Raw genomic sequence first — 21,684 nt, 5'->3', positions numbered from 1 at the left:
CAATCTATTTGCTATACAAATGAGGAGGATAAGCACCATATACCAATGAAAGGTTCTCAATTAGGAGAGTTTGAGGAAATCGTACTGCTGACTATCGCCCTGCTCTTCGATGACGCTTACAGCGCTGCCGTCGTAGAAGAATTAGGTCAGCGATTGGAACGGCCGATGAGTTTAGGCGCTGTGCATCGGACGATGCAGCGACTCGAAGAAAAAGGACTGGTACAGTCCCGATTCGGCGAATCGACACCCGAAAGGGGAGGTCGGCGAAAACGACTGTTTACCGTGACCGCTGCCGGAGAGCAAGCATTGCAGGAAGCCCGCACCATTCGAAATCAATTATGGGCTGATATTCCCAATACCGCTTTTGGAGGAAGCCTGGCATGAATAAGAAACAGCCAACTCGCGATGCAGGACAATCACTTCAGCCGCCCCGATGGGCTCAGGCCTTGCTGATGCGCATTGCGGCACCACATCTGCGCGAAGAACTGCAGGGGGATATGAATGAATTATTTCACAAGCGGGCGCAACGCCACGGCTATGCAAAAGCTCGACGAATGTACGTCTGGGATTTAGTCCGGCTAGTGCATCCCCGACTTTGGCGACGTAAACCCGCACTGAGTTTTAAACCCCGTTATAGCAAATACAATGACGTTTCTAACCCTTTACTTTTTCACCCAACTATGCTACGTAATTATTTAAAACTCGCTTTCCGTAACCTGGCTAAATACAAAGGCTATTCAGGGATCAACATTGCCGGGCTGGCTGTGGGTATGGCTGTAGCGATGCTGATTGGCATTTGGATACAGGATGAAGTGTCGGCCAATAAGCACCATAAGAATTACGAATCCCTGTATATGGTCAAAATGAACCAGACGTTTGACGGAAAGCGAGGTACGCAGGATGCTTTACCGTTTGCATTGGGAGAGGAGCTAAGGACTAAGTATCCCGACTTTAAGGCGGTAGCCATGTACGAACGGAGCGAAAATACCCGTTCGGTGATCGTTGGCGGTGAGAAATTCCTCAAACATGGCATTTACATTGGCGAAGATGCTATAGATATGTTTTCGCTAAACGTTTTGAATGGTGATAAAAACCCACTCAGGGATCCGTATTCAGTGGTGCTCACCGATGAAACGGCCCAGGCGCTTTTCGGCAATCACGACCCCATTGGCAAAATCGTACGAGTTGATAATGCAGTCGATTTAAAGGTAACGGCTGTGGTGACTAAACAACCAGCCAATGCGACGCTTCAGTTTGATTTTCTCCTTCCCTGGCAGCTACAGGAAGCAAGATTTGAGTGGGTAAGAAAACAGGCGAAAACGGATTGGAGAAATAACGACTGGGGTGTTTTTGCTCAACTCAAAGAGGGTGTCGATCCTGCACAAACCAATGCTAAAATAAAAGATGTAGTCTTAACTCACTTAGCAGCCAATGATCCCACGTCAAGAAACCAGGTCAAGCCTGAAGTTTTCCTGCACCCGATGTCAAAATGGCGGCTGTATTCAGAGTTTAGCGAAGGGGAAAATACGGGTGGTTTTATTAAATACGTGCGGCTGTTTGGCATTTTCGGACTGTTTATTCTGGTCATTGCCTGTATCAATTTTATGAATCTATCCACCGCCCGATCGGAAAAACGAGCCAAAGAAGTGGGCGTGCGCAAAGCCGTTGGTTCGGGTCGTAGTCAACTGATTGGCCAGTTTTTAAGCGAATCCACGCTGATTGCAGGCATAGCGCTCGTGTTAGCGGTAGGTATAGTCTGCATTTCGCTACCGTACTTCAACACCCTGACCGAGAAAAAAATGGCCATCGACTTCGGAAATCCGGCCATGTGGGGTGCTGTACTGTTTTTTACGGTGTCAACCGGCTTACTGGCAGGGAGTTATCCCGCACTTTATTTGTCATCGTTTAATCCCGTCAGGATCTTGAAAGGGGGAATTCATGTCGGAAAAAGTGCGACGTTGCCACGAAAAATCCTGGTGATTGTCCAGTTTACGTTTTCCGTTGCGCTGATGATTGGTACCATCATTATCTATCAGCAGATACAGCATGGCAAAAACCGGCCGCTGGGTTTCACCAAGCAGGGGCTGATTTCGGTTAATTCGTCGAAAAGTTTACTAGACCACTTCGATGCGCTTCGGGAGGAATTATTGGCAACGGGAGCTGTAACCTCGATTTGTAAGACCAATGCCCCGCCTACGCAATGGTGGAGTAGTAATAGCGGTTGGAAATGGAAAGGAGCTGGCCCGTTAGATGAATCCGTCATTTTTACAACCATTGCCACCAGTTATGACTACACCAAAACCATGGGAATCCGACTCAAAGAAGGACGTGATTTTTCGAGGGACTTCATAACCGATTCTGCCGGAGTCATACTCAATGAAGCGGCTGTGAAGCGTATGGGGTTAAAACATCCCGTCGGTGAAATTCTACGATGGGCAAACCGGGAATGGACCGTCGTAGGGGTAATTCCCAACATCGTGGTCGAATGGTCTCCTTATCGTGATGTTGCACCAATGACAGTCCTTTTTGCTAAGGATTGGGTCAATTTTATCGACATGCGCATCAATCCGGTGATGTTACCCTCGGAAGCCATTCAAAAAATTCGGCCCATTTTTGAAAAATACAATCCGGCCTATCCGTTCGATTATCAGTTTGCGGATACCGAGTACGCTAAAAAATTCCATTACGAAGAACTCATTGGGAATCTTTCGGCCATCGTTTGCTTGCTGGCCATATTTATCTCGTGTTTGGGCCTATTCGGGTTAGCCTCGTTCATGGCTGAGCAGCGGATTAAAGAAATTGGTGTCCGGAAAGTACTCGGTGCCAGCGTAGCGAACGTGTGGGCATTGTTATCGAAAGACTTTGTTCAATTAGTCCTGATCGCCTGTCTGCTTGCTGCACCGATTGCCTGGTATGGCATGAATAGCTGGCTGGAAACCTATACGTACAAAATCAATATTAGTTTTGGCGTATTTATAGTCGTGTTTAGTGTTGCTTTACTCATCACGATATTGACGGTTAGCTACCAGGCCATCAAAGCGGCATTAGTAAACCCCGTGAAGAGTCTGCGAAGCGAATAGCTCATTCTCGCCCTGTAGCAAGCACGTCTATATTGGACGTACGAAATCTCAATAGCCTGATAAAGGAGGTATCTTTGTTAGACTATTGAGATTTCGTTATTCCGTATGCATGTCAAAGTTGCCGTTGTTCAGGCTACACCTGTTTTTTTCGATATCCAGAAAACGATTGATAAACTGGAGGCACTCGTCATGGAGTCGGCGCAGAAAGGATGCCAGTTCGTGTTGTTTCCCGAATCGTTTATTCCGGGTTATCCACGAAAATTTACCTTTGGTGCCTCCATCGGCCTCCGTACCGACGCTGGGCGTGAACTCTACAAAACGTATTGGGAAAATAGTTTTCAACTGCCCAGCCCTGAACTAGTCCGAATTGAACAGATTGCGCGCGAAAATAGCGTTTACCTGGCTGTCGGTGTGACGGAACGGGATGCACTGAATGGAAGCCTGTATTGTACACTGATCTATGTATCGCCAACGGATGGATATCTTGGAAAACACCAGAAAATCAAACCAACGGGCGTAGAGCGTTTGGTTTGGGCAGAAGGAACCGGCCAGGATTCTTTACACGTGTTCGATACGGGAGTGGGCCGAATGGGTGGATTGATTTGCTGGGAAAATTATATGCCGTTGGCTCGAATGAGTATCTACCAGCAAGCGCCCCAATTGTACCTGGCGCCCACTGCCGATGCTCGACCGACCTGGCCTACTACGTTACAGCATATTGCCTGCGAAGGCCGCTGCTTTGTGTTAGGCAGTAATCAATATTTTCAAGCCAGCGATTACCCCCAAGCCTATCAGAAGTTGCTCAACGACGAAGAAATTATTTTATGCCGAGGGGGGAGCGCTATTGTTTCGCCACAAGGTGAATTTATCGCCGGACCACTTTGGGATCAGGAGGGAATACTGATGGCGGAGCTGGACTTGGATGAGGTGCTAAAGAGCAAGCTCGATTTCGATGTGATCGGCCATTACACACGCCCGGATTTATTTGATTTCAAGCGACACATGCCGTGAAAAGTTAAACCTAAAAGGTCTCCAAGACCTTTTAGGTTTGTCCTGGTCAATTCATCAAACTATAGGCAATTTCCAGCCGTTGTGGTAATGCGCGGCAATCAACGCATTGGCTTGTGGATCGTTTTTGAAACCTTTGGCGGCCGCATCCCAATATACCTTACGACCCGTTTTATAGGCGATATTGCCCATATGTGCATTGATAGCGGCAACACTTCCCGTTTCGATACCGCATTTTAACATACTGGCATCATTCGCTTTAATTGCCTGGACAAAGTTTTTCGTATGCTCATTAAGGTATTCCCCGTTGCGAACCTGTTTTGGAATGCCATCCACCTTATAAACCTTGATGCCATTCTTGGTTTCAGTTTCGGGGACTAATTCCCAACCATCCCGATTCAATACGAGCGTAGCATTATTACCAATAAACGCAATGCCCTCTGTTCGGCCATAATTACCACCGTCAATCCCAGTTGCATGCTCCCACAACATATTAAAGCCATCATACTCATAAACTGCCTGTAAGGTATCGGGCGTTTCAGAAGCATCATCCGGATAAGCAAGTTTACCACCTGACGCCATGACTGATTTTGGTGCTTTGGCATTCATGGCATACAGGGCAATGTCAATTTCGTGTACACCCCAGTCGGTCATCAGGCCACCGGCATAATCCCAGAACCAGCGAAAATTGAAATGGAATCGATTGGGATTAAATGGTCGTTTAGGCGCTGGACCCAGCCACATGTTGTAATCGACACCAGCGGGAGGAGCACTATCGGGCCGAACCGGAACCGGATTCATCCAGCCTTGATAGGCCCACACTTTTACTAGGCGAATATTGCCTAGTTTGCCGGAACGAATGTATTCGATGGCCTTAGCGTAGTGCGATCCGCTTCGTTGCCATTGCCCGATCTGTACTAGTTTACTGGACTTTCGGGCAGCCGCCAACATCAAATTACATTCTTCGATGCTATTGGCCAATGGTTTCTCACAGTAAACATGTTTTCCCGCCGATACGGCATCGGTCATCGCCATACAATGCCAATGATCGGGCGTTCCGATGATCACCGCATCAATGTCTTTCATTTCCAGTAATTTCCTGTAGTCTTTGAATACCTGCGGTTTTTTATGCTGCATCGTCTCAACATCGCCAGACCGTTTATCCAGTACGCTCTGATCGACATCGGCTAAGGCCACGCACTCAACATCGCTCTGAAGTAAATGAGAGCGGAGGTCTGACCAACCCATGCCATTACAGCCAATTACCCCAATTCGGAGTTTGTCACTCGGAGCAACCTGAGCCCGTTGGCTGGCAATCGCTTCTACCGTCGGTAGGCTGATGAGTCCGACTCCAGTAGCAGCTGCTGATTGTTGCAAAAAATGTCGGCGTGTTGTTTTCATGTTATTATCGGGATTTAGGGATATCTCTTCAGTATTCGCTATAAAAGCCGTTCGAGTAAGGTAACTAATCAACACAGTCCTTATATTGGTCCGAGATTCACCCGTACAGAACAATTTGTAACGAAATAGTCTTTCAGTACGTTATTGACGTATTGATTCATACTTATGACCAAGCTTACAAAACCACCCGGCCAACGACTCGTCAAACGCATGAGTACCCGAACGAAAGGGCTAATAATTGCTCCTTTAGGCTTTCTGTTGTTCTGCGTAGGGTTGTGCGTCTTTAGTGTGGCCGCCCGGGCGAATCAGGACGGTGCTCCGTTTCGGCAGTGGTTTCTGTGGGGTACGTACAGCTTTATTCTACTAATTGGCGGGCTATTGTTGTTTGGGCAGGCAGTTCGGTATCGGGTGCAGATCGATTACCGTCGATTCGTTCGTCGGGAGTTGAAAAAGCGGGATCGCGAATGGCTCCGTATGCTCCATAAACGAAAAACCTCGCCCGGAAAAAGCGAGGTTAAATGAGGAATCAGATTCCTGGAAATAAGTCAGCGAAACTCGTCTTACGCTTTTTTCTCTGCGAACGAAGCCTTAATCGCTTCAACATCTACATTTTTGATGATCGGTTTACGAAGCAATTGCTTAATTGCGGCCGTTTTATTGTTAGCAACAGCCCGATTCCGGCGAGCTTTGCGTTTTAATTCGGTTACTGCCATGATTGTATAAACTAAATTAGTCGGTTCGTGAAAATCAGAGCGCAAAATTAGCTATTTTTTGCTTACAAAGGGCCGTAGTATCGGTTTTTTTGCCGATAAATTCATCATTATACCACAGTGTGGCCACAATTTCTACCGATTAGTCGACCTTAGCGATTAAAAAAGGCTTTAATTAAGTCTAGTAGAAACGTTTTTTTCTAAATAGTCGTTACACTATTCCCCTCTACAAAAACGGTGCTGAATTGGCCCGAACTTTGTGTTTTGTATACGTTGGGTGGATTAAGTATTTTCTGACCAAGTGAGTCGTTTCGCACCCACTGCCTTTTTGATTCGTATAAATGGAAGAAACAAAAGAGAATGTTCACCGTTCTGAAGCGCAGAGCACCGAACGCATTGCCCACGATTTACCCAAGCGCGACGAGTTACTCCTGACCCCCGACGAACAACGTATTAAAGAAGCTTTCCAGGATCACGACTGGAATGAGATCAAAACAGCGGATTCGTGGGTAATTTTTAAAGTATTGGCTGAATTTGTTGAAGGGTTTGATAAACTAGCTAAAATTGGTCCCTGCGTGTCGATTTTCGGGTCGGCCCGTACCAAGCCCGATAACGAATACTATAAAATGACCGAAGAAATTGCGGCCAAATTAGTACGACATGGGTATGGTGTAATCACGGGCGGAGGACCGGGGATTATGGAGGCCGGGAACAAAGGTGCCTTTGAGCAGGGCGGTAAATCCGTCGGTCTAAACATCAAACTACCTTTCGAACAACACAGCAATATTTATATAGATCCTGATAAAAGCATCAACTTCGACTTCTTTTTTGTTCGGAAAGTGATGTTCGTTAAGTACGCACAGGGGTTTGTCGTAATGCCGGGAGGGATGGGTACACTCGATGAGTTATTCGAAGCCATGACCCTGATTCAAACGCGAAAAATCGCTCGTTTCCCGATTGTACTCGTCGGACGCTCTTATTGGCAGGGGCTGATTGACTGGATTACGAATGTGATGCTGAAAGAGCAACACAACATTAATGAAGAAGATATGAAGCTCATCAGCGTGGTCGATACACCCACCGAGGCTGTTAAAGTCATTGATGATTTCTATAGTAAATACCTGCTTAAACCGAATTTTTAGGTTTACCTACTACTAAACAAGAACTCCAACTGACTATCAGACAGTTGGAGTTCTTGTTTAGTAAAGTACCTGCCAATAAAAGCAGAACTTGAAGGGGTTAAAGATTTCCTAAGAATGCATTAGAATGAAATCGGAACTTCAACCAGCGTATTATCCCAGGCAATCATCATGATGGAATCCTTCATGTTATCGCCCGCCTTTTTAAACTGAATGGAGAGGTTTTCAACGGTTTCCTCGGCCTTTTTTACCGGAGCGGTCACCCGCAAAACATCCAGTTCCGGTTTATAGCTATAGGCTCCCCATTGATCAAGATCGCTGCTGAAGATTAGAGTCCACTCATTTTCAGCAGGAATCGCGTAAAATGAATATACGCCCGCTTTGATCTTTTTGCCCTGAACGGTAGCGTCCGTAAAAAATTTAATTTCAGTAGCCTCATTAGCCCCGACGCGCCACACTTTCCCGAAAGGAGTTTGTTTGCCAAAGATCTCCCGACCATTTTTAGCCGGACGACTGTACGTTACTCGCGCATACACTTTATCCCCAACTTTAGCTGGAGCAAATTTACGGTCGTGCGCAAAATCATCGGGATAATAGGCCATATCCATCGGGCTTTTATCCAGACCCCTCAGCTTTTGAGCCTCGGTGTTGAATGCGATACAAAAAAGCAGGCATGCAAATAATCCAAGCGATTTCATAGGGTTGATGTACTGTAAAGTGAATGAGAAACCAATATACGCCCTTTCTGATCGAAGCATACGTACACCAGCCAAGATTATTAATTCTTCTGAAAAAGTAGGCTTAGAACGGCGTTTCCTGACTTGGGTCAGCGTTACCGAAATTCGACATGTCGTTAGCCTTGCTTCTGAAGACACTGCCTGCCGATGGGGGAGGAGTATCGAAGCTACTTAGCCCGTTCTGGTCTGCCCCAAATCCGTGCGCCTGAACTGGCTCGAAATACGAATCGAGGTCACAGAATTTCGTGAACTTATTGATAAACCGAAGTTGAATGGTATCGAGCGAACCACTTCGGTTTTTGGCAATAATGACCTCACCAATACCAGCGGTCGAGTTGCCGTTTTCATCCTGCGTAATGTTGTAATACTCAGGACGATACAGGAAGCAAACCATATCGGCGTCCTGCTCGATAGATCCCGATTCCCGTAAGTCGGAGAGCTGCGGTTTTTTGTCGCCCCCCCGGGTTTCAACGGCCCGGCTTAACTGCGAAAGGGCAATCACCGGTACGTTCAATTCTTTCGCCAGGTTTTTAAGTGCCCGTGAAATCGATGCAATTTCCTGTTCGCGGTTACCACCACCCCGGCCCGATGTATCGCCTGACATCAACTGGAGGTAATCGATCACCACCATCTGAATATCATGCTGGGCTTTCAATCGTCGGCATTTGGCACGCAATTCCAGAATCGACAAAGCAGGCGTATCGTCGATAAATATAGGGGCTTCGGTAAGGCGCTGGATTTTATGGTGCAACTGGGTCCACTCGTGCGGAGCCAGCGTACCTTTCCGGATTTTCTCGGAATCAATTTCCGCTTCGGCCGAGATCAATCGATTCACGAGCTGCACCGACGACATCTCCAGTGAGAAAATCGCGACGGGTTTACCATGGTCGACTGCTGCATTCCGAAGGGCACTAACAACGAACGCCGTTTTACCCATGGCTGGCCTGGCTGCCAGGATAATTAATTCGGTTGGTTGCCAGCCTGACGTAACCCGATCGAGGTTGGTGAATCCAGAAGGAACTCCAGTAAGACCTTCCTGATTCTTTTTGGTTTCCAATTCGTTGAGGGCCATCCGGACGATGGTACTCATGTCGGCATAGTTCTTCTTGATGTTCGATTCCGAAATCTTGAAGAGCGATTGCTCAGTACGATCCAGTAACTCAAAAACGTCGGTAGTATCTTCGTAAGCGTCGCGCAGAATAGTCGACGACATAGCGATTAATGCTCGCTTCAGTGCCTGCTCCGAAACGATCCGGGCATGGTATTCAATGTTGGCTGCTGAGTTGACACGGAAGGTCAATTCGGAGACAAATCCACCACCGCCAACTAGCTCAATTTCACCTGTTTTACGCAATTGTTGCGTAACAGTTAACAGATCTATCGGGTCGGAATTGCCAAAAAGCGTTAGAATAGCATTGTAAATCCGTTGATGCGCTTCTTTGTAAAACGTCTCAGGTTTAAGAATGTCAACAACAGATGATAATGCATCCTTTTCGATCATCAACGCACCCAAAACGGCTTCCTCTAGGTCCAGGGCCTGTGGTGGCAGTTTACCAAGACCTGTATCGAGCCAGTGGTTGCCGGCCTGCTGGCGCCCTCCGGCAAAAGTGGAGGGTTTACGAAGGTGTTGGTTAGGGCGTGCGTTGTTCTCCATTTTCGTACTGCAAGTTTACGAAATTAACACATTAAAAGGCAAGCCTTAATTTACTGACGTATAGACAACTGTAACAAAAATATTTCGTAACATTCTGGTAATGTTGACACTAGAGAGCGATTTTTTTTTTGCCCCTTTAGGCAACAGCAAATAGGAGAATTGGCGTATAGAATAGCATAATTCTGTAGGCGACTGGCAGTCAATAAGATAAGTATTTCCCCTTAGAAATAGTTACGTAAGTGCCAGTTGCACGTGTCAGATGAGAAACGAAGGCGGGCGAATAAATTTTTTATAAAATGCGTTGTAGAAGTAAAGAAATCGCTTACTTTTCGGAATCACACATTAAACTCATTTATCGTTTGGTCGAAAAAGTCATCACCCTCGACAACATATCGCTCATTGATTTTCTGGGCGTAGAAAACCACAACATCAAGGAAGTTGCAGCCGCCTTCCCAATGAGCAAAATTATCTCGCGTGGCAATGAAATCCGTATTAAAGGAACAACGCCCGAGATTAGCCGCATCAGCGATATCCTGGATTCGCTGATGGAACATTACCAAAAATACGGGAAAATCACCCATGAAAATGTCCAGAATTACATCAGCCACGCTGGTGGGGTAGCCAATAGTACTAACCCCATCCCGCCAACTATACCCGACGATGATGAAGTGCTGGTATACGGCAACCGGGGCGTTGTCGTGCGGGCACGAACCGATAATCAGAAACGACTGGTTGAAGCCGCCGAAAAGCATGACCTAGTCTTTGCGATTGGGCCAGCGGGAACGGGTAAAACCTATACAGCCGTAGCCATTGCCGTACGGGCATTAAAAAATAAAGAGGTCAAAAAGATTATTATCACCCGACCGGCCGTCGAGGCTGGTGAGAATCTGGGGTTTCTGCCTGGTGATCTGAAGGAAAAAATAGATCCTTATCTACGACCCATTTATGATGCGCTTGATGATATGATTCCGGCTGAGAAATTGAAGTTTTACACCGAAAACCGAATCATTGAGATTGCTCCACTGGCTTATATGCGGGGACGAACGTTAAATAATGCCTTTATTTTGCTCGACGAAGCCCAGAATACGACGTCGATGCAGATGAAGATGTTCCTGACCCGGATGGGGCCTACGTCGAAGGCAATTATCACCGGTGACCGCTCGCAGATCGATTTACCAAATCGGCAAAAATCGGGCTTGATCGAATCGGTTGATATTCTGAAAAATATTAAAGGAATTGCGTTCGTTGAACTCGATGGACGTGATGTGGTGCGCCACCGGCTGGTTCGTGAAATTATTACAGCGTATGACAAAGCAGGGCAATAATCGCCTGAGAATACATCAGCGGGCTGCCTGGCATTGGCTGGTCGGTTCGCTGATTTGTTTCGTAACCCCGCTGGCCGGCGCACAAACCCTGCCGGATACTCTTCTGAAACGATGTGCAATCGTGGATTATGAACAGATTCTACAGCGTAGGGACCCCGATCGGTTACGGCAGATTAATGAATTGAATCGCCGGGTTGAACAGCGCCTGGAACTGGCAAAATCACTGCGGACCGTGGCCGCTGATACAACAGTTTACCGCATACCTATCGTAGTGCATGTGGTGCACAGTACGGCTTCTGGTACCATTGGGGGAGCCAATAACGTGAATATCTCGGATGCCCAGATTGCTTCCCAGATTCAGGTGCTGAATGAAGATTATCGGCGAAAACCAAATACGAATGGGTATAATACCAACCCCCTTGGAGCAGATGCCCGTATCGAATTCTTTCTGGCAACGACTGATCCCGATGGCAATCCGTCAACTGGGATTACCCGCCATTATTATGCTCCCAAATCCTCGTTTGATATTCTGTCGGATGATGTATTACTTTCGCAGATTGCCTATTGGCCGAGTGATAAGTACCTGAATATCTGGGTGACCAGTTTCCAGGATAATTATCTTGGGTACACCCAATTCCCGACGGCAGCCGACACGTTGCAGGGGTTGCCGGGCTCCGCCAATGAATTCGTGGATGGTTCGTTGATTGATTACCGGGTCTTTGGGAAGCAAACGGGTACGGTTACTCGTTCACTCTATCTGTTAGGACGAACCGTTACCCATGAAATCGGGCATTGGCTTGGTTTAATTCATCCGTGGGGCGACGGAAGTGGCTGTAATGAGGATTATGTTGCGGATACGCCCCTGACAGAAGACCGTTCTGTAGCACCAAGTGTTTGTCGACAGACGTATTCGACTTGTGTGGCTGGGAAACAAACCCGGGATCTGATCGAAAATTATTTGATGTATTCGCCGGATGTCTGTATGAATATGTTTACGGCTGGTCAGGTAGCTCGCATGCGGGCGGTGCTGCAATTGAGTCCTCGCCGGGCGCGACTAGTCAAATCAGTTACGTCGCCTTTGACCGAAACCGACCGATTAACGCTGACTGTCTACCCAAATCCTGCCGTCACCGACCCACTCATTGATGTACAGTTGAAAGGTTTTCAGTCATTCAAGCTTGATCTGCTCGATCTAACCGGACGCCAATTGCGAACGACTGCCTATACCGATGCTCCCAGTACACGTCTAAGTTTGCCGATTACGGGCCTGGCAAAAGGTGTTTATATTGTTCGGGTAAAAACCGATACGGAAACCGTAAGCAAGCGCCTGCTGGTACAATAATTTTAGTATAATAATCCCATTCTATGATTGCTGTTCTACCGATTTCTAATCCCACAGATCTGGATATTGCTTTTGCAATTCGCCGGCAAGTATTTGTCGACGAGCAGCAAGTAGCGCCTGAGGAAGAGTACGATGAATTTGAGGGGAGCAGCACACACTTTCTAGCTTATGCAGACGAAACCCCCTGTGGAACGGCACGCTGGCGACGAACATCTAACGGTGTTAAGTTAGAGCGTTTTGCTGTTTTATCCGATTTTCGGGGGAAAGGGGTGGGGTATGCGCTGGTGCAGGCTGTGCTCGATGACGTATTCAGTCAACAGCCTGAGCCAATTGAGCGAATTTATTTACACGCGCAGCTGCCTGCAATGCCATTGTATGCCAGGTTTGGGTTTGTTGCTGTTGGGCCAATGTTTGAAGAAGCCGGTATTCAGCATTATAAAATGGTGTTGCCCGGTTCGGCGTATTCGAAGCAATGAAAGGCCAACCGTTTGTTCGTTATGTAGCTGCACTGGTATCCGGGATTATTCTATACGTTATCCTTCCCGATTGGATTTTCCTGCCAGCTAGTGCCCTCGTCGTTGGGTTTGGACTTTTTGCCGCTGGCTTTATCCGAAACGCCAAACGAGGGATAAAACCTTTGCAGTTGACGACAGGAGCTGGTGGCTTACTGGTGCTGTTAGCGTTTGGATGGGCCCTTACCTTTCAGCGAACCACTAGCCACCGCCCGGATAACCTGATTCACCTGACCGATACATTACAGGCGTATGTTGGCGTGGTGTCGGCTCAGCCTGAAGAACGGGCCAAAACGTATCGTGTTGAAGTAGAACTTCAACGAGGGAGTTGGCAACCGCAACCGGATTTGCGTAAGGAAAAGACCCTGAGCCAATCAATTGCGACCTGGCAGGCCCTTAGCGGACGGGTGATTGTGTATCTGGATAAAGCCGATCAACCGATGCCTCGATATGGTGAGGTTTGGCTGGTCAATGGAGCCCCCCGGCCGATTGATCCACCGTTGAATCCAGGCGAATTCAACTATAAACGTTACCTGGAGTACCGAAATATTCGGCATCAGCAGTATTTGCGTCCGTTTCAGCGCCAGATTCTGGCGATTGATCCACCAAATCCCATCACCCATCTGGCCACCCGCCTAAATCGTTGGGCTGACAGGGTATTTACGAAGCAGGTGGGTGCACGGGCTGAATACGGGATTGTTAATGCTATGATTCTGGGGATTCGAGACGATCTGGATACGGAACAATATCAGGCTTATTCAACGGCAGGTGCTATACATATTCTGTCGGTTTCGGGATTACATGTAGGTATTTTGTTTCAGGTACTGACTGTTCTGCTCGGCCTTTTTAAAGTTCGGCAGAATCGAAAAGTGCCGATGGCCATGTTGCAACTGACTATTTTGTGGTTTTATGCCTTGGTAACAGGATTTTCCCCGCCGGTGCTTCGCTCTGCCGGTATGTTCTCAATGGTAATTCTGGCCAATGCCCTTGGCCGCCAGCAGCAGCTACCTAACACGCTGGGTGCCTCAGCTTTTTTTATTCTTTGCTTCGATCCGTATGCGTTGTTTTCTGCAGGATTTCAGCTATCATATCTGGCTGTAGTGGGCATTGGAGCCTGGCAATCTCCCCTCAATCAGGCAGTTACCTTTCGGTCGAAATGGGCCAACAAGCTTTGGGAATTAACCGCCGTTGCTTTAGTGGCTCAGTTGATTACGTCTCCGCTTGGTGTATTTTATTTCCACCAGTTCCCTACGTATTTCCTGCTCGCAAACCCGATTGTTATGGGGCTGTCGCAACTATTATTGCCTTTATCGCTGGCAACGCTGGCGTTGAGTTGGATTCCTTTTCTGAATGATCTACTTGGGTGGTTACTGCAGAAAACGGCCTGGTTGCTGAATGAATCGGTTGGATTAATTAGTCAACTACCCGGTTCTGCCTGGGATGGCCTCTGGTTGGCTCCAGTTTCCTTGTTCTTGCTGTATGGGCTAATCTTTTTGGGAGCTGCTTTGTTACAGACTCGCAATCGGATTTATGTATGGGCCACTTGCTTAACTGCCATCCTGCTGTCGAGACTCACACTTTGGCGTGATTATCAACAGGCTCATCAGCAACAACTGGCCGTTCATTTTCTACCGCACCGAACGGCGGTTAGCCTGACCAATGGGCATCAAAGTACACTGCTGACCGATCTTGATTCGCATGATACGCGTTCGTATGAGTTTTACCTGAAAAATACCTTTGGGCAATGGGGGGTCTCTGACTTGACGGTTGCCCATATTAACCGGGGGACGGGCGCACTGGATTCACAGACCTCTCTGCCAGCCCTGTACCAATCTCCGTCTTACGTACTGGGTGTCTGGCAGGGTAAAACGCTTCTGATCGTGAACAAATTAACCGGCCAGCGTTCCTGGCGGTTGCCTGCCGTTGTCGATTATCTAATTATTCGCCGAAACGCGCTTCAGAATTGGGCGCAATTGAATGGGCGGGTGGTTGCCCGGCACATTGTCTTCGATGATTCGAATAAAACTCCGTTAACGGATAAGCTTCTGGCCGAAGCGAAACAGCGAAATATATCCTGCTATTCGGTTCGACAAATGGGGGCCTACGTTGCTGAGTTGGATTAATGCTAATCGGGTAATGAAACAAAAAATCCGGGAAAGACTGCGTACACGTCTTTCCCGGATTTTTTGTTCAGAGTAAGAAATCTGGTTCTAAGGTTGACCACTCGTTTTCAACGAGTCGGCTTTGGGTGCTGCTGGCCGCCAGCCGCCTACTGCTTTTTGCATATCCTCTTTTTTCGACTGATACAGCGTCCATTGTTCTGGAGTGAGCAGCCCTTTTAGTTTATCTTCTTTCTCCTCGTTCAGCATGATCATCATATCCTGAATCTGTTTGCGCGTATCGGGCCCCGGTTTGCCACTTGGGCCAATGATGTCTTTGATCGCCGACTGCTGCTGGTCGGCGTATTCATTGTTCAGTTGTTTGACCAATTTTACCTGATCTTTCGTTAAATCCAGATTTTCTTTCAGCCATTTGGTTTCCTTTTGTGCCAGATCACCGGCAATATTAGGAATGTTCGCACGCGGACTGTTGGTCATGTCCTGGCTGATGCTTCCGCCCATCCGGCGGCCCATTCCTCCCCCGTAGCCCCCATACCCCCCGTATCCGCCATATTGGGCAAAACTTTGGTGACTTGACAATAGGCTGACTATCAGGCAGAAAAAAGCAAATGAGTATAAGTGAGTTCGCGAGTTCATGACTAACGGCTTAATTGGGGAATACGCTATTCTAAGAACGAAGTTCGGGAAAAAATTGACAATTGCGGTAGTTTCTCTATCGGATCATCGGTGTTTCAGGAGTTTGTATACGCACCTGCATCTGCGGCTGCTCTCCCTGAGGAACAAGAACAATGATATTATTCGTAATCGTTTCGCCGTTTTCAAGCAAGTGTCCAGCCCGAACCTGAACCGTTGTGGTAATTACTTTTCCTTCCGGGTTTTTCGTTGAGGTTGAATAGGGTACGAAAAATTGCCGGGCGCGCACGGTTGTCGTCTTCGAGGTTAGCCGTGCACCGGTAGCATTCAGACAGTCGAAGTTGGCCAGCAAATCCTGATCCTGTAGGCCAAATGTCGTTTGGCGCGGGAAAAACAGTCGGGTGCAACCACTTTTATTAGTCACATAAACCGTTAGTTCATAGCGGCTGAATGTGCCTTTACTTCCCACATCCTTTTTGCTTTCATGTCGGATGGAATAGCCATATTCGATGCCATTGAAAACGGCCGGTTGATCCCGCGTAATTTCATAAGAAGGTTGCGCTATGAGGGGGAAAACCAGGATAAAGGTTAGGAAAGTCAGCAGATAAACGGTACGCTTCTTCATATGGAGAATCAAGAGGATAGGTTCAATCCGAAATTTACAAGTAAACTGCCAGATATGGTAAGCTATTGTGGTAGGAAACACAAACTTTTCTGCTGATCAGACCGTTCCCCTTGTATATGGAAACGCTCGAAAAAATCCGGAAAGCTTATACGGAATACGTGCTTGAACACGGTAAACAACCCATCTCGGTTTTTCAGTTTACGAAGAAATTGAAACTATCAGAAGGTGATTTCTATAACGAGTATACTTCGTTCGATGCCATCGAAGCGGATATCTGGCTGACTTTCTTTAGCGAAGCCAAACGCACCATCGAAACCGATGCGACCTATTCGGCCTACTCCGTTCGGGAAAAACTGCTGGCATTTTACTACACCTGGATCGAACTGCTGAAAGCGCAGCGGAGTTTTGCCGTCTACAGTTTCGAACGACTAAATGGTATGGGGCAGAGCATAAGGGGCATGGGGGGGCATGGTGCCTGGCGTGCGATCCAGAAATCGACTGTACTCGGGCCGTTTAAAGAAGCCTTTTTTGATTTTGCCCGTGATTTACTGGCCGAAGGACGTGAAAGCAAAGAAGTAGAACCTCGCCCTTTTATCACGGATCGGTACCCGAATGCTCTGTGGGGACAGACCCTGTATCTACTCGATTTCTGGATTCGCGATGTGAGTAAAAACTTCGAGAAAACGGATTCCGCCATCGAAAAAACAGTCAATACCGCTTTCGACCTGATCGGCCGTTCCCCCCTGGACAGCCTGTTAGACCTTGCCAAGTTTATGTATCAAAATAAATAGCATGGGGCAAAGGGCGTGGGGCAGAGGGTGAACTGTACTTATAACCCTTTACCCCACGCCCTCTGCTCATTGCCCATTGCCCATGAAAACCCAGACATCCGTTCCGACGACCAAAGTTGCCCGTGCCACCCAGTTTGTGAAGGCAGGGGTGAAGGTGGGCGGTAATTATATTAAGCATTACAGCAAAAAACTGCTTGATCCTGAGTTGCCACGTGAGGCACTTCATCAAGACAACGCAGCTGATATTTATGACGCCTTGAGTGAACTGAAAGGCTCCGCGCTGAAAATGGCCCAGATGCTCAGCATGGATCGGGGCTTATTACCGGTAGCTTATTCAGATAAGTTCACGATGGCGCAGTATTCAGCTCCTCCGCTTTCGGGACCACTGGTGGTCAAAACCTTCCGAACGTATTTTGGGAAATCACCCGCTGAGTTGTTCGATACGTTTGATATCAACGCGGTGAATGCTGCCAGTATCGGGCAAGTGCATCTGGCCTGGAAAGATGGAAAAAAACTGGCGGTGAAGATCCAGTATCCGGGGGTAGCCGATTCGGTAAGTTCAGACCTGAAGATTGCCAAGCCGCTGGCCGTTCGATTACTGAACCTGGATGAACGGCAGATCGACTACTTCATGCAGGAGGTCGAAAGCAAACTGCTGGAGGAAACGGACTACGAACTCGAACTTCGACGCAGCATCGAAATTTCGGAAGCCTGTGCGCATATCCAGGGACTGGTCTTTCCGAAATACTATCCCCAACTGTCGAGTCGGCGGATTCTGACGATGGACTGGCTCGATGGATTGCATTTGCGGGAGTTTCTGGCCACAAATCCGTCGCAGGAGGTGCGTGATCGGATTGGTCAGTTGCTCTGGGATTTTTATGACCACCAGATTCATGCGCTTCGGCAGGTTCATGCCGACCCGCATCCCGGTAATTTCCTGATGCGACCCGATGGCACCATGGGCGTTATTGATTTTGGTTGCGTGAAAGTAATTCCTGATTATTTCTATGATAATTATTTTCTGTTGCTCAGACCGGATAAACTCCTTGACCCGCCTGTAGCAGAGCAGGTTTTCCTGAATTTAGGCTTTCTGGTTCCACAGGATACTCCATCAGAACGGAAATTTTATTCGGATCTGTTTGTGCAGATGATCGATATGCTGGGCAAACCGTTTGCCTGTGAGACATTCGATTTTGGTGATGATGCTTATTTCAATAAAGTATACGCGTTTGCGGAAGATTTGTCGAAAATGGAAGAACTTCGTTCGTCGAAGGTCGTACGGGCCAATCGCGATGGATTATACATCAATCGAACGTACTATGGTCTGTATGCTATGCTTAACGAATTGAAAGCTCGCGTGACGATTACCAAGCCCGAATGGTTGCACACGAAGCAATTGGTAGCATAACAAATTATTCGCAACTTCCCCCGATTACTGATCAACGTACGTCAGTTATCGGGGGAAGTTGTGTTTAGTTGTCAGGATAAAGGCGGAGGTGGGGGCGTAGGCGTTCCTGCCGGTCTTGAATGATCCTGTGGCAAGGGGATAAACTCGTGATTATCATTGGGTGGTAATTGAATTCGACCGGCTTGCCAGTCGGCTTTGGCTTGTTCGATACGCTCCCGGCGCGACGAAACGAAATTCCACCAGATAAACCGTTCTCCAAGCGGTTCACCGCCAAGAAGCATGATCGTAGCCGTTTCAATCGCTGTAATCGCCGGATCAACACCGGCTGTGAAGACGAGCAATTGCCCTGCCCCATATCGATGTCCATTCACCTCAACGGTTCCTTTAGCCACATAGGCTCCGCGTTCTGGATATCCAATCGGCAACCCAAACCGTGTACCGGGCTGTAAAATTAGGTGTATATAAAATAAGGGTGAGTGCGTTTTTACGTCGTTCCGCAAACCAAATGCATCCCCGGCAATCAACCGCATCCAGATTCCCTTATCCCTGAAAATTGGTAGTTCGTGGGGAGCATAATTCGTAAAAGCAGGAGCAGATTCTTCGTCCGCTTCGGGTAGCGCTACCCAGGTTTGAATCATCTCCAAAGTGCCCCCAGCCAGAGTTGCCGGATCTTCAAATCGTTCAGAGTGCGCAATACCACTGCCTGCCGTCATCCAGTTGACCTCTCCAGGACGGATAATCTGCTGTACGCCCAGACTATCCCGGTGGGTAACTTGTCCATCAAATAGGTAGCTTACCGTAGATAGGCCAATATGTGGATGCGGAAGAACATCCATAGCAGAGACTTGATCGGGTGTAATCTGGACCGGGCCGCCATGATCCATGAAGATAAATGGACCGAGCATACGCCGAAGCCGGTAGGGGAGAATCCGGCGGACAGTGAAGCCATTGCCTAACGAAGCAGGCCGGGCATCAATTACTTGAGCAAGCATAAAAAAGAAGGTTACTTTCAGCGTATAAAAATCGGGTATTTCTCCAGAATCGCACTATACAGTCGTCTAAAACATCCGCATTGTTGTGTAATTCTTCGCCTTTTGTGAGGGTATAAACATGGCTTGTCTATCTTTGCGGTATACAGATGTTCATGTTTCTGAACATCTGTATACCGAATACAAAACTACTTTTTCTAACCCGTTTTTACCCGAATTACAGGAATGACGAGACGATTTACCTCCCTATTGGCAATAGGTCTTTTAGTAGTTATGTCCGTAAAAAGTATAGCCCAGAGTGGCCCCGTAACAGCCGATGAAGCGCGTGAACAGCGATTGGATTCGGATCGATTGGCCAATGGTTATAAAACGTCGATACCAGGCTGGGTCATTAAAATAGGCGATACACTCTATTTTGGAAAAGCATCTACGCCAACCAAACAGTTCGGGTTCATCTATGAAACGCCGGGTACATACGTAAATGGTCGAATGGTGTATCGGTATCTGCCGTCTGATTATGCCGGTAAACGGGGAATCGTTAAAGATTTAATCCAGAATGGTACCAAACGTCAAGGGTTTACAATGACCGCGGAGATCGGGGTGGGTATGCTGGTTCGGTATTCCGCCGAATTGGACAATGCAATTGAGGCTGGTGAAGTGATACCCCCTCCCCGGTTTCGAACGGCTGCCGCTACTGCCAAAACCAGTTCAGGCAGTGTAGCGGATGAATTACTGAAACTGAAGCAGTTGATGGATGCAGGAGCCCTGACCAAAGAGGAATATGAAGCGCAAAAGAAGAAACTACTGAATAACTAAAATTAAGGGAGGCTAGCCTCCCTTAATTTTTTTTGCCAACCAGTAACGAGTTCAAATACGCCTTCTTAAGACAAAATAATTCCCTTGTAACCTTCTTTGTTTACATCAGTTTCCACGGCTAAAACCCTGTTGAATCAATTGCCATGGAAGCTATGATAGCTAAACTACGAACCTTCTGTTTGTTCCTTTTCTTACAGATTTTATTTCTGGTTTCCCTGCCGATGCCGTCTTCCGGACAGGAAAAACCTATGGTAAGTAGCCTGTCGATTGAGAACAAAGTGATTCCTATCGCGAAGTCGGGTGCTGATAGCGGCTCTTATCAGACGATTTATGAACGGATGAAAGCCTTAGGCGTTCCGGGTGTAAGCATTGCTGTCTTTGATGGCGGTAAAATCAGTTGGACCAAAGGGTATGGGCTAAGCGATATAACGCGACATAAATCCGTAGATTCGGCTACGCTTTTTCAGGCGGCTTCCATTTCTAAGCCTGTAACCTCAGTAGCTACTTTCCGATTAATTGAGAAAAAGGCACTAGTACTAGACGAGGATGTGAACCTCAAACTTCGGCGATGGAAAGTACCAGAGAACGTATATACATCGAAAGAAAAAGTGACTGTCCGGCGTATTGTTAGCCATACAGCCGGCCTTTCGGTACACGGGTTTGCGGGCTACAATCCAGCCGCCAAACTTCCGACAGTAACGCAAATTCTTGATGGTGCTTCACCGGCTAATTCATCTCCGGTTCGGGTTATGGAAACACCGGGTGACAAAGAGCGGTATTCTGGTGGTGGTTTCACCATTCTTCAACTGCTTCTGGAAGACGTTACCGGTAACTCCTTTGGGCCCCTGGTGGAGGAACTGGTCTTACGACCGATTGGTATGCGACAAAGTACGTTTAGTATACCGTTATCTGGCGTTACGGTATTTCGTGCGGCAAAAGGCTACGAAGGAAATGGAACCCTGGTGGATGGCGGGTATCATCTTTACCCCGAATTGGCAGCTGCTGGCCTTTGGACAACCCCTGCTGATTTAGCTCGCTTTATGCTTAATGTTAGCGAGTCGTATCGATCAGGTAAAGGCATTCTTGCCCAGGCAACTGTCCGGCAGATGCTGACTAAAATTCCGGGGGCTGGTGGCTTAGGATTCGGGGTCGATGGCTCCGGCGAAACCCTGCGTTTTCGGCATAGTGGCGGTAATGCTGGTTTCGCCTGTTACGCAGTCGCCTTTGCACAAACGGGTCGTGGCGTGGTGATCATGACCAATTCGGATAATGGCACTCCTTTAATTCACGAGCTTGTGCGGACGATTGCGCGTGAATATCAGTGGCCTCCAATGTGGCCCAGGGAATAAGTGAACCGCTGAGTAAATTCTGTACAGTTTATACTTTAATTACTT

At 47.6% G+C, this 21,684-nt stretch carries 20 protein-coding genes; 13 read left to right on the top strand and 7 right to left on the bottom strand.

Going from position 1 to position 21,684, the window contains the following annotated elements:
• Window positions 1–45: 45 nt before the first annotated feature.
• The 3 genes from ACYVE4_RS23300 (at window position 46) to ACYVE4_RS23290 (ending at window position 4,091) form a co-directional block, all read left to right on the top strand.
• Window positions 46–384 (top strand): PadR family transcriptional regulator, encoded by a 339-nt coding sequence (locus ACYVE4_RS23300; protein ID WP_461042658.1) that lies wholly within the window; start codon window positions 46–48, stop codon window positions 382–384.
• On the top strand, window positions 381–3,080 hold the full coding sequence (locus ACYVE4_RS23295) for an ABC transporter permease (protein ID WP_461042657.1): 2,700 nt from the start codon (window positions 381–383) through the stop codon (window positions 3,078–3,080). Before ACYVE4_RS23300 ends, ACYVE4_RS23295 begins: the two co-directional genes overlap by 4 nt.
• Window positions 3,081–3,185: 105 nt before the next feature.
• Entirely contained in the window at window positions 3,186–4,091 is a 906-nt protein-coding gene (locus ACYVE4_RS23290; RefSeq protein ID WP_461042656.1) for a carbon-nitrogen hydrolase family protein, read from the top strand.
• Between the two features lie 54 nt (window positions 4,092–4,145).
• Here ACYVE4_RS23290 and ACYVE4_RS23285 read toward each other — a convergent pair whose 3' ends face one another.
• The gene (locus ACYVE4_RS23285; RefSeq protein WP_461042655.1) at window positions 4,146–5,489 is read right to left on the bottom strand and encodes a Gfo/Idh/MocA family protein; all 1,344 of its coding nucleotides are present in this window, start codon (window positions 5,487–5,489) and stop codon (window positions 4,146–4,148) included.
• A gap of 165 nt (window positions 5,490–5,654) precedes the next feature.
• On the opposite strand from ACYVE4_RS23285, the gene ACYVE4_RS23280 reads away from it, so the two are divergent.
• A complete protein-coding gene (locus tag ACYVE4_RS23280) occupies window positions 5,655–6,011 on the top strand; it encodes a hypothetical protein (RefSeq protein WP_461042654.1) in 357 nt (118 codons plus the stop codon).
• Between the two features lie 38 nt (window positions 6,012–6,049).
• Here the strand turns inward: ACYVE4_RS23280 and ACYVE4_RS23275 are convergent, their stop codons facing one another.
• Complete coding sequence (locus ACYVE4_RS23275) at window positions 6,050–6,202, bottom strand: hypothetical protein (protein ID WP_461042653.1); 153 nt, start codon at window positions 6,200–6,202, stop codon at window positions 6,050–6,052.
• A 338-nt stretch (window positions 6,203–6,540) separates the two neighbouring features.
• Between ACYVE4_RS23275 and ACYVE4_RS23270 the strand changes: the two genes are divergently transcribed.
• Window positions 6,541–7,341 (top strand): LOG family protein, encoded by an 801-nt coding sequence (locus tag ACYVE4_RS23270; protein WP_461042652.1) that lies wholly within the window; start codon window positions 6,541–6,543, stop codon window positions 7,339–7,341.
• 119 nt (window positions 7,342–7,460) lie between these two features.
• Here the strand turns inward: ACYVE4_RS23270 and ACYVE4_RS23265 are convergent, their stop codons facing one another.
• Together ACYVE4_RS23265 and dnaB are read right to left on the bottom strand one after the other, a co-directional pair.
• A complete protein-coding gene (locus ACYVE4_RS23265; protein WP_461042651.1) occupies window positions 7,461–8,036 on the bottom strand; it encodes a DUF2911 domain-containing protein in 576 nt (191 codons plus the stop codon).
• 103 nt (window positions 8,037–8,139) lie between these two features.
• On the bottom strand, window positions 8,140–9,729 hold the full coding sequence (gene dnaB / locus ACYVE4_RS23260) for a replicative DNA helicase (RefSeq protein WP_461042650.1): 1,590 nt from the start codon (window positions 9,727–9,729) through the stop codon (window positions 8,140–8,142).
• Window positions 9,730–10,088: 359 nt separating this feature from the next.
• Here dnaB and ACYVE4_RS23255 point away from each other — a divergent pair, with 359 nt between their 5' ends.
• Genes ACYVE4_RS23255 through ACYVE4_RS23240 form a run of 4 tightly spaced genes read left to right on the top strand, consistent with a single transcriptional unit; the run spans window position 10,089 to window position 15,031 of the window.
• Complete coding sequence (locus ACYVE4_RS23255; RefSeq protein ID WP_461042868.1) at window positions 10,089–11,054, top strand: PhoH family protein; 966 nt, start codon at window positions 10,089–10,091, stop codon at window positions 11,052–11,054.
• On the top strand, window positions 11,017–12,396 hold the full coding sequence (locus ACYVE4_RS23250) for a M43 family zinc metalloprotease (protein ID WP_461042649.1): 1,380 nt from the start codon (window positions 11,017–11,019) through the stop codon (window positions 12,394–12,396). Before ACYVE4_RS23255 ends, ACYVE4_RS23250 begins: the two co-directional genes overlap by 38 nt.
• 23 nt (window positions 12,397–12,419) lie before the next feature.
• On the top strand, window positions 12,420–12,872 hold the full coding sequence (locus tag ACYVE4_RS23245) for a GNAT family N-acetyltransferase (protein WP_461042648.1): 453 nt from the start codon (window positions 12,420–12,422) through the stop codon (window positions 12,870–12,872).
• Window positions 12,869–15,031 carry a ComEC/Rec2 family competence protein gene (locus tag ACYVE4_RS23240; protein WP_461042647.1) on the top strand — a complete coding sequence of 721 codons (2,163 nt, stop codon included), beginning with the start codon at window positions 12,869–12,871 and terminating at the stop codon, window positions 15,029–15,031. The genes ACYVE4_RS23245 and ACYVE4_RS23240 overlap by 4 nt, the downstream gene beginning before the upstream one ends.
• A gap of 87 nt (window positions 15,032–15,118) precedes the next feature.
• On the opposite strand, the gene ACYVE4_RS23235 is transcribed toward ACYVE4_RS23240, so the two are convergent.
• Together ACYVE4_RS23235 and ACYVE4_RS23230 are read right to left on the bottom strand one after the other, a co-directional pair.
• On the bottom strand, window positions 15,119–15,664 hold the full coding sequence (locus ACYVE4_RS23235) for a hypothetical protein (RefSeq protein ID WP_461042646.1): 546 nt from the start codon (window positions 15,662–15,664) through the stop codon (window positions 15,119–15,121).
• 76 nt (window positions 15,665–15,740) lie between these two features.
• Window positions 15,741–16,286 carry an ABC transporter permease gene (locus tag ACYVE4_RS23230; RefSeq protein ID WP_461042645.1) on the bottom strand — a complete coding sequence of 182 codons (546 nt, stop codon included), beginning with the start codon at window positions 16,284–16,286 and terminating at the stop codon, window positions 15,741–15,743.
• A 116-nt stretch (window positions 16,287–16,402) separates the two neighbouring features.
• Here ACYVE4_RS23230 and ACYVE4_RS23225 point away from each other — a divergent pair, with 116 nt between their 5' ends.
• Both ACYVE4_RS23225 and ACYVE4_RS23220 read left to right on the top strand, forming a co-directional pair.
• On the top strand, window positions 16,403–17,077 hold the full coding sequence (locus ACYVE4_RS23225; protein WP_461042644.1) for a TetR/AcrR family transcriptional regulator: 675 nt from the start codon (window positions 16,403–16,405) through the stop codon (window positions 17,075–17,077).
• 82 nt (window positions 17,078–17,159) lie between these two features.
• A complete protein-coding gene (locus ACYVE4_RS23220) occupies window positions 17,160–18,485 on the top strand; it encodes an ABC1 kinase family protein (protein WP_461042643.1) in 1,326 nt (441 codons plus the stop codon).
• Between the two features lie 71 nt (window positions 18,486–18,556).
• Here the strand turns inward: ACYVE4_RS23220 and ACYVE4_RS23215 are convergent, their stop codons facing one another.
• Complete coding sequence (locus ACYVE4_RS23215; protein ID WP_461042642.1) at window positions 18,557–19,477, bottom strand: pirin family protein; 921 nt, start codon at window positions 19,475–19,477, stop codon at window positions 18,557–18,559.
• Window positions 19,478–19,699: 222 nt separating this feature from the next.
• Here ACYVE4_RS23215 and ACYVE4_RS23210 point away from each other — a divergent pair, with 222 nt between their 5' ends.
• Complete coding sequence (locus ACYVE4_RS23210) at window positions 19,700–20,290, top strand: SHOCT domain-containing protein (protein ID WP_461042641.1); 591 nt, start codon at window positions 19,700–19,702, stop codon at window positions 20,288–20,290.
• Window positions 20,291–20,442: 152 nt separating this feature from the next.
• Entirely contained in the window at window positions 20,443–21,639 is a 1,197-nt protein-coding gene (locus ACYVE4_RS23205; protein ID WP_461042640.1) for a serine hydrolase domain-containing protein, read from the top strand.
• The last annotated feature ends 45 nt before the right edge of the window (window positions 21,640–21,684 follow it).

Source organism: Spirosoma harenae, assembly GCF_054776975.1.
Note: the sequence above shows the minus strand (reverse complement) of the source record. Positions and strands in the feature narration are given on the sequence as shown.

Bases quoted from the DNA above. Each gene is read 5' to 3' on its own strand.
- ACYVE4_RS23300 (WP_461042658.1), top strand. From the start codon at position 46: ATGAAAGGTTCTCAATTAGGAGAGTTTGAGGAAATCGTACTGCTGACT.
- ACYVE4_RS23295 (WP_461042657.1), top strand. From the start codon at position 381: ATGAATAAGAAACAGCCAACTCGCGATGCAGGACAATCACTTCAGCCG.
- ACYVE4_RS23290 (WP_461042656.1), top strand. From the start codon at position 3,186: ATGCATGTCAAAGTTGCCGTTGTTCAGGCTACACCTGTTTTTTTCGAT.
- ACYVE4_RS23285 (WP_461042655.1), bottom strand. From the start codon at position 5,489: ATGAAAACAACACGCCGACATTTTTTGCAACAATCAGCAGCTGCTACT.
- ACYVE4_RS23280 (WP_461042654.1), top strand. From the start codon at position 5,655: ATGACCAAGCTTACAAAACCACCCGGCCAACGACTCGTCAAACGCATG.
- ACYVE4_RS23275 (WP_461042653.1), bottom strand. From the start codon at position 6,202: ATGGCAGTAACCGAATTAAAACGCAAAGCTCGCCGGAATCGGGCTGTT.
- ACYVE4_RS23270 (WP_461042652.1), top strand. From the start codon at position 6,541: ATGGAAGAAACAAAAGAGAATGTTCACCGTTCTGAAGCGCAGAGCACC.
- ACYVE4_RS23265 (WP_461042651.1), bottom strand. From the start codon at position 8,036: ATGAAATCGCTTGGATTATTTGCATGCCTGCTTTTTTGTATCGCATTC.
- dnaB (WP_461042650.1), bottom strand. From the start codon at position 9,729: ATGGAGAACAACGCACGCCCTAACCAACACCTTCGTAAACCCTCCACT.
- ACYVE4_RS23245 (WP_461042648.1), top strand. From the start codon at position 12,420: ATGATTGCTGTTCTACCGATTTCTAATCCCACAGATCTGGATATTGCT.
- ACYVE4_RS23240 (WP_461042647.1), top strand. From the start codon at position 12,869: ATGAAAGGCCAACCGTTTGTTCGTTATGTAGCTGCACTGGTATCCGGG.
- ACYVE4_RS23235 (WP_461042646.1), bottom strand. From the start codon at position 15,664: ATGAACTCGCGAACTCACTTATACTCATTTGCTTTTTTCTGCCTGATA.
- ACYVE4_RS23230 (WP_461042645.1), bottom strand. From the start codon at position 16,286: ATGAAGAAGCGTACCGTTTATCTGCTGACTTTCCTAACCTTTATCCTG.
- ACYVE4_RS23225 (WP_461042644.1), top strand. From the start codon at position 16,403: ATGGAAACGCTCGAAAAAATCCGGAAAGCTTATACGGAATACGTGCTT.
- ACYVE4_RS23220 (WP_461042643.1), top strand. From the start codon at position 17,160: ATGAAAACCCAGACATCCGTTCCGACGACCAAAGTTGCCCGTGCCACC.
- ACYVE4_RS23215 (WP_461042642.1), bottom strand. From the start codon at position 19,477: ATGCTTGCTCAAGTAATTGATGCCCGGCCTGCTTCGTTAGGCAATGGC.
- ACYVE4_RS23210 (WP_461042641.1), top strand. From the start codon at position 19,700: ATGACGAGACGATTTACCTCCCTATTGGCAATAGGTCTTTTAGTAGTT.
- ACYVE4_RS23205 (WP_461042640.1), top strand. From the start codon at position 20,443: ATGATAGCTAAACTACGAACCTTCTGTTTGTTCCTTTTCTTACAGATT.